Source organism: Acinetobacter lwoffii (genome assembly GCF_024129595.1).
Lineage (GTDB): Bacteria > Pseudomonadota > Gammaproteobacteria > Pseudomonadales > Moraxellaceae > Acinetobacter > Acinetobacter lwoffii_O.
The window spans coordinates 1-12,927 of the sequence record NZ_JAMXXS010000031.1; the positions used below are offsets into that span (position 1 = coordinate 1).

Sequence of the window (12,927 nt, forward strand, 5' to 3'; positions counted from 1 at the left end):
CGAGGCATAGCGAATAGTAAAATTGGGTTTGGCGATTTGATTTTACTACTTCGCTATTTTTTTAAGCTAAAAGTGTCAACACACCCTAATTTTCAGCCCTTCAAATACAAAAAAGCGAGGCATTGACCTCGCTTTTTGATGCATAGCCTGAATCTGAATTAGTGGCCATGCGCTGCATTTGAGCTGTGCTCGGCATTATCCATATTGGCATGTTCTTCAGCTGACATATTGTGTTCAGCGGCTGTCGTACCTGTAGGAGCCACATTGGCAGCTTCACGTGCTTCACGATCTGCCTGAGCTTTGGCAAGCGCTTCTGGAGACATCGTTGGTGCATTTTTAAAAGCATGCTGCTGGGTAGTCTGTTTATTTTGCTGGCTTGGCATGTAATCCGGTTCATTACTTATCGCGAGCCAAAAAATAAGCATGAATAATCCACCTAAAATACAGAAGATAATAAGTGCTTTCCAACCCCAAGGAGATTTTTCAGGTGAACTGTGATCAGTCATAGGTTTTACCCACGTGGATACCAAACTTATGTAACTTTATAACATAAATTGATCAAAAAGCAGATCGAAATCTGTCATCAGATGAGTCTATCCAGTGCTTAAGCCCAATCTGGATCATAAAAAAAGAGGAAACACGTTCCTCTTTTTATTTAAGTGCTCAAATTATTGAATCGGCTGGGCATGTGCTGCACGATCTCTGAGGAGTTGTGGGGCTTTGAAGCGTTCGCCATATTTATTTTCAAGTACTTTGGCACGGGTCACGGCTTTGGCTAAACCATACTGATTCAGGAATTGTACTGCACCGCCCGTCCAGGCGGCAAAGCCAATGCCAAAAATGGAACCGACATTGGCATCGACCACAGATTCCAAAACACCTTCTTCCAGACAGCGAACCGTATCCAGTGCCTGTACAAACAGGAAGCGATCAATCATTTCCTGTTCAGAAATATCGTTGTCTTTTTTCCAGTGGCTAAGACCAGACCAGAGCTGCTTTTTGGCATTGGCCGGATAATCATAAAAACCTGCGCCTGCAGCCTTACCTTTACGGTTAAATTCGTGAATCATGCTGTGAATCACATCATCCGCAGGTGATTTAGGGATGGTCTGACCTTGTGCTTCTAAAGCTTTATATCTTTCATTGGCTACATGTTCAGATAAGGTCAAGGACACTTCATCCTGAATCGCCAACGGGCCCACTGGCATACCGGCTTTGAGTGCAGCCATTTCAATTCGTGCCGGATGTACACCTTCTGCCAGCAGGCGTAAACCTTCCTGTATAAAGGTACCAAACACGCGGCTAGTAAAGAAACCACGGCTGTCATTCACCACAATCGGTAATTTGCCAATCTGCTGCACGAAATCGAAAGCTTTGGCCAGCGTTTCTGCCGAGGTATTTTTACCTTTGATAATTTCCACCAGCTGCATTTTATCGACCGGACTGAAGAAATGCAGGCCGATAAAGTTCTGATCATTTCTTGAAGCCTGGGCTAACTCTGTGATCGGCAGGGTCGAGGTATTCGAAGCCATTACGCCGTTGCTGGCAAGATATTGTTCTGCCTCTTGTGTAACTTGAGCCTTGAGTGCGGGATTTTCAAATACGGCTTCAATGATCAGGTCGCAACCGGCTAGATCTTCATTCGATGCAGTTGTTTGAATCAGGCTTAAAAAATGATCTCGTTTCTCGGCTGATAAACGCCCTTGAGCGACTTTTTTATCCAGCAGTTTCTGGCTATAGGCTTTGCCTTTTCCAGCCGCTTCTAATGAAATATCTTTCAGAACTACTGGAATGCCTGTGCTGGCAGTCGCGTAGGCGATCCCAGCACCCATCATGCCCGCACCTAGAATACCGACTTTCGTGGCTTTCCATCTTTCAATACCTTGAGGGCGACTGGCACCGGACTTGATCGCATTCAGGCCATGCCAGAAGGTGCCAATCATATTTTTAGAAATTTGACCGATGGCAAGATAAGTAAAGTAACGTGATTCAATGGTCAGGGCTGTATCGACATCGACCTGTGCACCTTCTACTGCAGCCGACATGATCGCTTCAGGTGCAGGGTAGCAGCCTTTGGTTTTATCGCGCAGCATCGCCGGAGCGATTGCCAGCATCTGGGCAACTGCTGGTGTCGAAGGGCTACCACCCGGAATTTTATAGCCTTTTACATCGAATGGCTGCTGAGATTTTGGATTGGCTTTGATCCAGGCAATGGCCTTTTTCAACAGTTCATCGGTACTGTCTGTGAGATCGTGAATCAACCCTAAAGATCTGGCTTTATCGACTCCAAACTGTTTGCCTTCCATCAATAAAGGAAGGGCATTTTGCAGACCGAGCAGGCGGATGCTACGGACGATACCACCGCCACCTGGTAATAAACCCAGTGTGACTTCAGGCAGGCCAAATTTGCTTTTAGGGTCATTCAGGGCAATACGGTGATGGGCACACAGGGCAATTTCCCAGCCACCGCCAAGCGCCGTACCATTCAGTGCAGCAACCACAGGAATACCGCGAGTTTCAATATAGCGTAGTTTGGCTTTCATCTCTTCAATCATATTGAAGAATTCAGTTGCATGTTCAGGAGTAGCTTGAATCAGTTCATCCAGATCACCGCCAGCAAAGAAAGTTTTTTTCGCTGAACGGAAAATAATCCCGGCAATATCTTCATCTGCTTGTAACTGGGCAACGACTTCATTCAGTGCCGTGCGAAAGTCGGCATTCATGGTATTGGCAGACTGGTTTGGAGAATCAAACGTTAAAATAACAATATTATCTTCATTTTTTTGATATTGAATTGCGCTCATTATTTTTCTCCTTATACCAGTTCAATAATGGTTGCGATGCCCATACCGCCACCCACACAAAGTGTAGCCAGACCCCGCTTTTTGCCCTGGCGTTCTAACTCATCCAGTAATGTCCCTAAAATCATCGCACCAGTTGCACCGAGTGGATGTCCCATGGCAATTGCACCGCCGTTGACATTCACCTTAGCAGAATCAACCTTCATTTCATTGATAAAGCGCATCACCACGGCAGCAAAAGCTTCATTGACTTCAAACAGGTCAATATCATCAATTGTTAAACCGGCTTTCGCCAAGGCCTTACGAGCAGCCGGGGCAGGGCCGGTCAGCATAATAGTTGGATCTGCACCAACCAGTGCCGTCGCCAGTACTTTGGCACGTGGCTTCAGACCTTGTTCTTTTACTGCTTGTTCCGATGCGATCAAGACCACAGCCGCACCATCGACAATGCCTGAAGAATTCCCGGCATGATGCACATGATTGACAGCACCGACTTCCGGATACTTTTGCAGGGCGATGGCATCAAAGCCCATTTGCCCCATAGTGGCGAAACTTGGATTAAGTTTACCTAAGCCTTCAGCGGTCGTTATCGGTTTGATGAATTCATCTTTATCCAGAATCACTACACCGGCTTTATCTTTTACTGGAATAACGGATGCGTTGAAGTAACCATTGGCTTGAGCGGCAGCTGCTTTCTTTTGTGATTGTTCGGCAAACTGGTCTACTTCTGCACGGCTATAACCGTCAATCGTGGCAATTAAATCTGCACCGATACCTTGCGGAATAAAATCACAGGCCATATTGGTCTCAGGGTCAAGCGCCCAAGGGCCGCCATCAGAACCCATCGCTACGCGGGACATGGATTCGACGCCGCCTGCAACGACCAGATCTTCCCAGCCAGAACGGACTTTTTGTGCGGCCAGATTGACAGCTTCGAGTCCGGAAGCGCAGAAACGGTTGATTTGCACGCCAGCGACATCATTGTCCCAACCCGCAGCAATGGCAGCGGTCTTGGCAATATCGGCCCCCTGATCACCAATCGGGGTGACACAACCCAGCACAATATCATCGACTTTTGAGGTGTCCAGTCCGTGACGGTCTTTCAGTTCATTGAGTAAACCAGTCAGTAATGAAATGGGTTTTACTTGATGTAAAGATCCATCTTTTTTGCCTTTTCCGCGTGGCGTACGAATGGCGTCAATAATATATGCCTCGCTCATAGCATGTTCCTTTTATTGATTTAATGAAAATTATTCTAATGATTCGAGTGTAATCCTTAATTTTTGAAGTGCAATGACGAGAACGGGTCAGATCAATTGAGCGATTTAGCCAATTGTAATTATAAAAAAGCCTAAGCTAATGCTTAGGCGGAGAGAACTGATTTTAATTTTTAAATGTTATTTCGCAATATCATTTGATTAATGATAGCCATGCAATTGACGATACAGACCCGGGGTTACACCGGTCCATTTCTTGAAGGCGCGGTGGAAAGTACTAGTTTCACTGAAACCGACTTGTTGTGCAACATCTTCAAGGGTCAGATCCGGATTAAGTAACAGGTGAATTGCTGCATCACGGCGCAAGGCATCTTTTACGCCTTGATAGCTTTTGCCTTCGGCTGCCAGACGGCGGCGCAAGGTTTGCGGTGATAGATAAAGCATCGACGCGACATCGTTTAATGTTGGCATTTCTTCGCCAATCTGGCTCTTCAGCACATCACGAATACGTGAAGTCAGTGAGTTGGTATTTTTGAATTTCACCAGCAGTTGGGCCGGCGCTGCTTTCAAAAATTCTTCCAGAGTTTCTTCATTCTGGCGAATTGGCAAATCCAGATAATCCGCAGCAAAAGTGATCTCGGTGCGTGGCATATCGAACTGCATTACCGGCGCAAAGAATAAGGCATCATATTCATCGGCATGGTCTGGACGAGGGTAGCTAAAATGCACGCGTTCCAGTGGCAGGCGACGCTCAATGAGCCAAGACGCCAAGCCATGCCAGATCATCAGCATGCTTTCAGTAATGAAATGATCCGGATCCATCGCATTTGGAATCAGCGGAACCAGACGTGCTTCGTGTTTGTCGCGTTCCAGGGTCACCGACCAGTCATCACCAAAGAGTTTGTAGAACTGGGAAGACAGTTCCAGTGCATCACCCAGAGTTTTGGCATGAATGATCAGCTGGCACATGATCGCAAACGTACCCAGACGGCGTTGCTGTTTGTCAAAGCCGACATGCTCGTCCTGGGTTACCATCCACAACATTTTAATAAAGCGGGTATATTGTTCAGGCGAAATACGCGCTTTGGGCTGATGCAGCAATTCTGCTTCAATCCCGACGTGAGACAATAAAGTATCGACATCCATGCCCAGACGCTTAACGCCAGATAAGGCTGCATTGACGAAGTGGATACTGATCGTATCACGACTCATGTTTAATCCTTCAGTCTCTTTAATGTTCACTAATAATTGACCTAAATGACGAAAAATAATAAAGCAATGGCAATTTACAAGAATACCTTTGCCATTTTCTTACATATTAGATTGCCGAAACTATCAAGGTAAATGGCTGAACATGACATTGTTTTTATGCATTTATGTGCCTAAGATGCTGAAAAAAGCAATATAAGTAGAGCAAATACTCCAATGTCATATGTATTAAAAGGATTGAAAATCCTAGATTTTTCTACACTTTTACCCGGCCCGTTTGCCACATTATATCTTGCTGATTTAGGTGCAGAAGTTGTGCATATTGAATCACCGACCCGACCGGACCTGTTGCGATTAATGCCACCCTTTGCCAATGGACAAGCCACTTCACAGAGTTATCTGAATCGAAACAAGCAATCGGTTGCACTGGATTTGAAAGATCCTGCAAATATCGAACTGGTCAAATCCAAGATTGCAGATTATGACATTGTGATTGAGCAATTCCGTCCTGGGGTGATGCAACGTCTAGGCTTAGATTATCAAACCTTAAGCGAAATTAATCCAAAATTGATTTACTGTTCCATTACCGGTTATGGCCAAACTGGCACATATAAAGATAAGGCAGGGCACGACATTAATTATCTGGCTTTATCCGGAATTGCCGGACACAGTGGCCGGATTGAAAATGGTCCACCTGCCTTGGGAATTCAGGTTGCCGATGTTGCGGGTGGTTCCATGCATGCTGTGATTGCGATTCTGGCTGCGGTGATTGAACGCCAACAAAGTGGCAAAGGGCAATATATTGATATTTCCATGACCGATTGTGTGGTGACGATGAGCAATCTGGCAGCTTCTGCCAGTCTGGCCGGCAATCAGCATCAGCGACCGGAAGCCGGATATCTGAATGGCGGGACTTTTTACGACTATTATGAAACCCAGGATGGGCGTTATTTGTCAATTGGTAGTCTGGAACCACCATTTATGCAGGGGCTGGCACAGGCTTTAGAGCTGCCGATTCTCCTGGACAAAGGCGCTTCTTATGCCGCTGAAGATCATGCTGTGGTGAAGCAGGCGATTCAGAATAAAATCAAGACCAAGTCATTAGCTGAATGGCAAATGCTGTTTGCCGCGCTAGATGTCTGTGTCGAACCGGTGCTCAGACTTGAGGAAGCGTTACATTCTGATCTGGCTCAGCAGCGGGGATGGATAGTACAGGTGCCACTCAAATCCAGCGGTCAGCAAACCGAAGCACAACTGGCTTGTCCGATTAAATTTTCACGTTCCACGATACGTTATGAATTTGTAGGGCAGCAATTGGGAGAGAGTCAAAATTGGTAGAATTTTAAAGTGTTAATAAGATAGTTAACAGAAGTTGAGAAAATTTTTCCTATATGAAAATAAGTAATAATGATTGAAGAATTTAATCATTATTACTTTAAATTTAATCGAATGCTATAAATACTGAGATCCGTGAAACTTTGACAGGCTTATCAATAAAACCGCTATGAAATATGTATAAAAAGCATTTTATTGATAGGTTCAATCTCGCTATCCTTGCCGGCGATATAATAGAAACTACTAGCTGTACGCCATGTATTTATATACTGATTTCGATCAGCAACTGATTAATGAACGTGTTGCACAGTTCCGTGACCAAACGGAACGTTATTTAGCCGGTAAACTCACTGAAGATGAGTATCGTCCGCTTCGTCTGCAAAATGGTCTGTACGTACAGCGTTATGCGCCAATGTTACGTATTGCCGTGCCTTATGGTTTGATGAACTCAAAACAACTTCGTAAAGTGGCTGATTTGGCAAAAGAATATGACCGTGGCTACGCGCATATTTCGACCCGTCAAAACATCCAGTTTAACTGGCCTGCGCTGGAAAATGTGCCGGATATGCTGGCTGAACTGGCCACTGTGCAAATGCATGCGATTCAGACCTCAGGTAACTGTATCCGTAATACCACGACGGATCAGTATGCAGGTGTGGTTGCAGGTGAAATTGCCGATCCACGTCCGACTTGTGAATTGATCCGTCAATGGTCAACCTTCCATCCGGAATTTGCTTTCTTGCCACGTAAATTCAAGATTGCAGTCTCTGCGCTTGAAGAAACTGACCGTGCAGCCACTGCATTCCACGATATCGGTGTGTATATTGTGCGTAATGAAGCAGGCGAAATGGGCTATAAAATCAAAGTCGGTGGTGGTCTCGGCCGTACGCCAGTGATTGGTAGCTTTATCCGTGAGTTCTTGCCGCGTGAAGACCTGATTGCTTATCTGGAAGCAGTCCTTCGTGTGTATAACTTGCATGGCCGTCGCGACAACAAATATAAAGCACGTATCAAGATTCTGGTAAAAGCTTTAACACCAGCAGTATTTGCCGAGAAAGTTGAAGCTGAATTTGCGCATACGATTAAAACACTGAAAATCGATGCAGACACCTTGGCGAAAATGGATGAGAACTTCACGCCATTTGACTACCAAGATTATGCAGATGAAGATTTCACTGAACTATTTGCACAATATCCAAAATTCAAACAGTGGTTCAACATCAATACCAATGCACATAAAGTGAAAGGTTATCGTATCGTGACGATTTCACTGAAACGTGCCGGGATTGCACCGGGTGATGTCAGCACAGAAGAAATGAACCTGATTGCAGATCTTGCCGATCAGTACACTTTCGGTGAGCTGCGTACCACGCATGAACAAAACATTTCCCTGGTCGATGTCCCACAAAAAGATTTGTTCGCTGTATGGCAAACCCTTGACCAAAACAACCTGGCACGTGCGCATATCGGTTTCTTGACCGACATTATTTGCTGCCCGGGCGGTGACTTCTGTTCTTTGGCTAATGCGAAATCCATTCCGATTTCTGAAGCAATTTCACGCCGTTTTGATGACCTGGATACGATTTACAATTTAGGCAAACTGGATCTGAATATTTCAGGTTGTATGAATGCTTGTGGCCATCACCATGTGGGTAACATCGGTATTTTAGGTGTAGACAAAAAAGGCGCTGAGTTCTACCAGATTACGCTTGGTGGAAATGCGGATCATGATGCGTCGATTGGTGACATTCTTGGCCCATCATTTGCAGCCGAGGTCGTACCAGATATCGTAGAAGAAATTCTGAATACCTACCTTGACCTGCGTCAGGAAGGTGAAGAGTTTATCGATACTTATCGCCGTGTCGGCATTCAACCATTTAAGGAGCGTGCATATGCTTAATACCGCACTTCAAGTACTCTCTAAAGATGGCACGATTGCAGACAACACATACCAATTAGTTGGTGAAGATGGTGTTTTGCCACAGGGCGATGTGGTTCTGACTGTGGAACAGTTAGACCAGATTGCCAATATATCAGGTAAAAAAGCATTGTACTTAACCGTCGATGCTTCTCCTGAAAACCATGAATTTCCATTAGATCAGCTAGACGCAATCTTTATCGAGTTTGCCGGTTTTAATGATGGCCGTGGTTATTCATTTGCACCACTTCTTCGCCGTCAGGGTTTCCAGGGTGAACTACGTGCCACCGGTGATGTGTTCAAAGATGTGCTGAATTACATGAAGCGTTCTGGTTTCGACACTTTCGTGATTAAAGAAGGTAAAGATATTCAGGAAGCTGCTGCTGGTTTGAATGATTTCAGAAATCCGTATCAGGCATCGACTGCGGTTGCACAGGCACATTATCAAACAGGTGCATAATTTAAATTAAGTTACTGTCAAAAAGCCGGATTGATTCCGGCTTTTTTATATCTTGATAAAAACCTTTAATTTTCTTCAAGTTGACAGTTGATCATCCAGTGAATTCCAAACTGATCGCTAAAGGCAGCATAAAGTGCGCCCCAAAAGGTCTTTTCTAGCGGCATCTCAATTTGACCATTCACCGATAAAGCATCAAAGAGTCGTTGTGCTTCAGCTTGTTCGCTGGCATCTAAGTTAATGGAAATATAGTGGTTATTACCTTGAATGAAAACGGTATTGGTTTGCGTGCAAAATTGATCATTCGTATCGGATGCCATCAGTTCTGTAAATTCGTTAATGGGAAGTGAGATATGCAGGATTTTATTTTTATCCGCTTCTGACAGCATGATCCCTTCTTCAGCTGGCATTTCACCATAACGACTCAGACTTGAAAATTCGCCTCCAAAAACTGATTTATAAAAATTAAAGGCTGCTTCAGCCTGACCTTGGAAATTGAGGTAATGATTCAGTTGCATGGGAGAACTCCCTTTTATTTACTTGCTTTAATCTACGCCACTTTGCGGTACTTTGCGTGAGCAAGCCTTATCAAAATGTAAGCGAAAAAAATCCTCCAGATTCGGAGGATTTTTAACTCCCTCTCCTTAGGGGAGAGTGATAGGGTGAGGGAAGAGGTTAGAGTAATTCAATCGCTACAGCAGTTGCTTCACCACCACCGATACAGAGTGCAGCGATGCCTTTCTTGCCACCCGTACGTTTCAGCGCATGAATCAAAGTCAGGATAATACGTGAACCGGTTGAACCCACAGGATGGCCGAGAGCACATGCACCGCCATTGATGTTGACTTTTTCAGGATCTAGCTTGAACTCATCCATTGGGCACATGGTCACCATGGCAAAGGCTTCATTGATTTCCCAAAGGTCGACATCAGAAGCGGTCCATCCGGTTTTATCCAGTACTTTCTGGATTGCACCGACTGGAGCAATGGTAAATTCAGATGGATGTTGAGAATTCGATGCATAGGCCACAATTTTGGCTAAAGGATTTAAACCTTTTGCTGCTGCATTGTCAGCCGAGGTAATTACTAAAGCTGATGCACCATCTGAAATCGAGCTGGCATTAGCCGCCGTAATCGTACCGTCTTTAGCAAACGCTGGACGTAAAGTTGGAATTTTATCGATGTTGGCATTAAATGGTTGCTCATCTTTATCAACAACCACATCGCCTTTACGGTTTTTAACTGTTACAGGCACGATTTCATCAGCAAAGTAGCCTTCATTGACCGCAGTTTGCGCACGCTTTAATGAGCGAATCGCAAAATCATCCATCTGCTCGCGGGTATAGCCTTTGGTATTTGCCATATCTTGGGCAAATGAACCCATCAAACGACCTGTTTCAGCATCTTCCAAGCCATCCAGAAACATATGGTCCTTGATTTCACCGTGACCCATACGGAAACCGCTACGTGCTTTTTGCAATACATAAGGCGCATTGGTCATGGATTCCATACCACCGGCAACCACGATATCAGCAGAACCTGCTTTAATCATGTCAGCAGCCTGCATGACGGCTTTCATGCCTGAACCACATAATTTATTAATGGTCACAGCACCAGTAGAATCTGGAAGACCAGCTTGACGCATCGCTTGACGTGCAGGCCCTTGCTTTAAACCTGCCGGGAGTACACAACCCATAATGACTTCTTCAATATCCGCTGGTTGCAGACCCGCACGGGAAATTGCCTCTTTAATGGTGACCGCACCGAGTTCGGGTGCAGTTACACTTGCAAGACTACCCTGAAAGCCACCCATGGCTGTACGTGCACCATTGACAATTACGATGTCAGTCATTGTTTTCTCTCCGTATGAGTTTTAATCAATTTTTTCAAACTTAAGCAGTATATTGGAAAAAACTCAGGATTGAAGCGTTAAACGCAGAGAAGCATAAACTGGATAGTTCTGTTAGCAAGACGAGAGACTTTCGATCCGGATATGCCCCATTTTGCTGAGTACAATACGCTGTTGGTTAGAAAGATGGGTAGAACAATAATAAAAACTACCATTTGAACCAATCGGCAAGGCAGTGTGCGCTTGATAAGTGACACTCGATAAACTTAAAGCTCCTCGCCAACTTAAGTTACCGTATTTGAGGTTCAGTGCATCAATATGTAAAATTTGTTCGCCTGTATCGACTTGTCGGTTTTTATTTTTATCAATAAAGACCAGTATATTTTTATTCCATTGATTGGGTTGACAGCTGAGTGAGTCCTGGCTGGGGCAGATCACAATATTCTGGTGAAACACAGCAGCCTGACTGCGTGCATAACGATTAACCGCAGATAATTTGATTGGAATCTGTTTGGCTTCCTGTCTGGAACGATACTCATGGAAGTACGGTAGAGCGATACTGGCTAAAATTGCAATCATTGCAATACAGATAATGAGTTCAACAAAAGTGAAGCCTGTTGTTATTTTTTTATACATAGAGTTACCTGATTTATATATTATTTTTATGAGGAATATGTTATTAATTATGCGTTTTTTATGCTTTGTGGAGCCGAGTAATCAGTCCTTACTTAAGTTTCAAGAAAGTGATTAAAAAATAATTGGCAATCACCATAGGGTATTCAGAATAAAAAATTGAGTAAAAAGTTACCGAATTACAACGGAAATTGTAAGTAATTTTGTCAATAATTTACTTGATTAAATTAATCAAGCACTTGGAAAAATAATAAAGTGTTTGTATGATGCCATGTGAATAGCTTAAGAATAAAACTGGGGTAATAAAAAGCCTATCTCAGGATGGCCTATTGCGGGCTTGAGCTTGAACAACAATTTTTATCTCTGGAGGATAAATCCATGAAAATGAGTCGTATTGCTTTAGCTATGCTTGTAGCTGCACCTTTTGCTGCTGCAAATGCAGGCGTAACTGTTACTCCGTTGATGTTAGGTTATACATTCCAAGACACCCAGCACAACAATAACGGTAATGATGGCGAACTTACTAGTAGTCCTGAATTACAAGACGATTTATTCGTAGGTGCTGCTATTGGTGTTGAATTAACTCCTTGGTTAGGTTTTGAAGCTGAATATAGCCAAGTAAAGGGCGATGTTGACGGTGCTGCTGAAGGTGCAGAATACAAAGGCCAAAATATTGCAGGTAACTTCTACGCAACTTCTGACGTATTTACTGGTAACTATGACAGCAAAGTGAAGCCATACATGCTTCTAGGTGCGGGTCACTACAAATACGAATTTGAAGGTGTGCCACGCGGTACTCGCGGTAATGAAGAAGAAGGTACTCTAGGTAATGCTGGTGTGGGTGCATTCTGGCACATCAACGATGCCTTAGCGCTACGTACTGAAGCTCGTGGTACTTACCACTTTGACGAAAAATTCTGGAACTACACAGCATTAGCTGGTCTTAATGTTGTTCTAGGTGGTCGTCTGAAACCAGCTGCTCCAGTAGTTGAAGTTGCTCCAGTTGAGCCTGTAACTCCAGTTGCTCCAGCGCCACAAGAGTTGACTGAAGACCTGAACATGGAACTTCGTGTGTTCTTTGATACAAACAAATCAAACATCAAAGATCAATACAAACCAGAAATCGCTAAAGTTGCTGAGAAGCTAGTTGAATATCCAAACGCTACTGCTCGTATCGAAGGTCACACTGACAACACTGGTCCACGTGCACTAAACGAACGTTTATCTCTAGCACGTGCTAACTCTGTTAAATCTTCGCTTGTAAATGAATACAATGTTGATGCATCTCGCTTGTCTACTCAAGGTTTTGCTTGGGATCAACCGATTGCAGACAACAACACTAAAGAAGGTCGTGCTATGAACCGTCGTGTATTCGCGACAATCACTGGTAGCCGTACTGTTTTAGCTGAACAACCAGTTGCTCAATAATTCATTATTGAACACTCATTAAAAAGGCAGCTCTTCGGAGCTGCTTTTTTTATGTCTGTATTTTGACTACACTTAGCCTGT

11 protein-coding genes are annotated in these 12,927 nt (G+C 44.1%); 4 read left to right on the forward strand and 7 right to left on the reverse strand.

Translation table 11 applies throughout. The annotated features are described in order from the left end of the window. Positions 1–158 precede the first annotated feature (158 nt). The 4 genes from NI466_RS12515 to NI466_RS12530 all read right to left on the reverse strand — a co-directional run bounded on the left by NI466_RS12515 (position 159) and on the right by NI466_RS12530 (position 5,230). Positions 159–506: a hypothetical protein gene (locus NI466_RS12515; RefSeq protein WP_016806670.1), complete on the reverse strand. Its 348-nt coding sequence runs from the start codon at positions 504–506 to the stop codon at positions 159–161. A gap of 162 nt (positions 507–668) precedes the next feature. Beyond that, entirely contained in the window at positions 669–2,804 is a 2,136-nt protein-coding gene (locus NI466_RS12520) for a 3-hydroxyacyl-CoA dehydrogenase NAD-binding domain-containing protein (RefSeq protein WP_253173754.1), read from the reverse strand. Between the two features lie 11 nt (positions 2,805–2,815). After that, positions 2,816–4,021, reverse strand: a complete 1,206-nt coding sequence (locus NI466_RS12525; protein ID WP_253173756.1) for an acetyl-CoA C-acetyltransferase — start codon at positions 4,019–4,021, stop codon at positions 2,816–2,818. 198 nt (positions 4,022–4,219) lie between these two features. Beyond that, positions 4,220–5,230 (reverse strand): AraC family transcriptional regulator, encoded by a 1,011-nt coding sequence (locus NI466_RS12530; RefSeq protein WP_004645946.1) that lies wholly within the window; start codon positions 5,228–5,230, stop codon positions 4,220–4,222. A 213-nt stretch (positions 5,231–5,443) separates the two neighbouring features. Here NI466_RS12530 and NI466_RS12535 point away from each other — a divergent pair, with 213 nt between their 5' ends. The 3 genes from NI466_RS12535 to NI466_RS12545 all read left to right on the forward strand — a co-directional run bounded on the left by NI466_RS12535 (position 5,444) and on the right by NI466_RS12545 (position 8,940). After that, positions 5,444–6,565: a CaiB/BaiF CoA transferase family protein gene (locus tag NI466_RS12535; protein WP_253173758.1), complete on the forward strand. Its 1,122-nt coding sequence runs from the start codon at positions 5,444–5,446 to the stop codon at positions 6,563–6,565. Positions 6,566–6,818: 253 nt separating this feature from the next. Then, positions 6,819–8,462 (forward strand): nitrite/sulfite reductase, encoded by a 1,644-nt coding sequence (locus tag NI466_RS12540; protein ID WP_005106135.1) that lies wholly within the window; start codon positions 6,819–6,821, stop codon positions 8,460–8,462. Next, on the forward strand, positions 8,455–8,940 hold the full coding sequence (locus tag NI466_RS12545) for a DUF934 domain-containing protein (protein ID WP_253173760.1): 486 nt from the start codon (positions 8,455–8,457) through the stop codon (positions 8,938–8,940). The genes NI466_RS12540 and NI466_RS12545 overlap by 8 nt, the downstream gene beginning before the upstream one ends. Before the next feature lie 65 nt (positions 8,941–9,005). Here the strand turns inward: NI466_RS12545 and NI466_RS12550 are convergent, their stop codons facing one another. The 3 genes from NI466_RS12550 to NI466_RS12560 all read right to left on the reverse strand — a co-directional run bounded on the left by NI466_RS12550 (position 9,006) and on the right by NI466_RS12560 (position 11,421). Then, positions 9,006–9,455, reverse strand: a complete 450-nt coding sequence (locus tag NI466_RS12550; protein WP_253173762.1) for a VOC family protein — start codon at positions 9,453–9,455, stop codon at positions 9,006–9,008. A gap of 157 nt (positions 9,456–9,612) precedes the next feature. Then, complete coding sequence (locus NI466_RS12555) at positions 9,613–10,788, reverse strand: thiolase family protein (RefSeq protein WP_004645940.1); 1,176 nt, start codon at positions 10,786–10,788, stop codon at positions 9,613–9,615. Positions 10,789–10,899: 111 nt separating this feature from the next. Next, entirely contained in the window at positions 10,900–11,421 is a 522-nt protein-coding gene (locus tag NI466_RS12560) for a GspH/FimT family pseudopilin (RefSeq protein ID WP_004645939.1), read from the reverse strand. A gap of 375 nt (positions 11,422–11,796) precedes the next feature. On the opposite strand from NI466_RS12560, the gene omp38 reads away from it, so the two are divergent. Beyond that, positions 11,797–12,846 (forward strand): outer membrane protein Omp38, encoded by a 1,050-nt coding sequence (gene omp38 / locus NI466_RS12565; protein ID WP_004645938.1) that lies wholly within the window; start codon positions 11,797–11,799, stop codon positions 12,844–12,846. Positions 12,847–12,927: the final 81 nt, after the last annotated feature.

What these genes read in the sequence shown, in the direction of transcription:
- NI466_RS12515 (WP_016806670.1), bottom strand. Translation starts at nt 506, where the DNA reads ATGACTGATCACAGTTCACCTGAAAAATCTCCTTGGGGTTGGAAAGCA.
- NI466_RS12560 (WP_004645939.1), bottom strand. Translation starts at nt 11,421, where the DNA reads ATGTATAAAAAAATAACAACAGGCTTCACTTTTGTTGAACTCATTATC.
- NI466_RS12525 (WP_253173756.1), bottom strand. Translation starts at nt 4,021, where the DNA reads ATGAGCGAGGCATATATTATTGACGCCATTCGTACGCCACGCGGAAAA.
- NI466_RS12520 (WP_253173754.1), bottom strand. Translation starts at nt 2,804, where the DNA reads ATGAGCGCAATTCAATATCAAAAAAATGAAGATAATATTGTTATTTTA.
- NI466_RS12530 (WP_004645946.1), bottom strand. Translation starts at nt 5,230, where the DNA reads ATGAGTCGTGATACGATCAGTATCCACTTCGTCAATGCAGCCTTATCT.
- NI466_RS12550 (WP_253173762.1), bottom strand. Translation starts at nt 9,455, where the DNA reads ATGCAACTGAATCATTACCTCAATTTCCAAGGTCAGGCTGAAGCAGCC.
- NI466_RS12540 (WP_005106135.1), top strand. Translation starts at nt 6,819, where the DNA reads ATGTATTTATATACTGATTTCGATCAGCAACTGATTAATGAACGTGTT.
- NI466_RS12535 (WP_253173758.1), top strand. Translation starts at nt 5,444, where the DNA reads ATGTCATATGTATTAAAAGGATTGAAAATCCTAGATTTTTCTACACTT.
- omp38 (WP_004645938.1), top strand. Translation starts at nt 11,797, where the DNA reads ATGAAAATGAGTCGTATTGCTTTAGCTATGCTTGTAGCTGCACCTTTT.
- NI466_RS12555 (WP_004645940.1), bottom strand. Translation starts at nt 10,788, where the DNA reads ATGACTGACATCGTAATTGTCAATGGTGCACGTACAGCCATGGGTGGC.
- NI466_RS12545 (WP_253173760.1), top strand. Translation starts at nt 8,455, where the DNA reads ATGCTTAATACCGCACTTCAAGTACTCTCTAAAGATGGCACGATTGCA.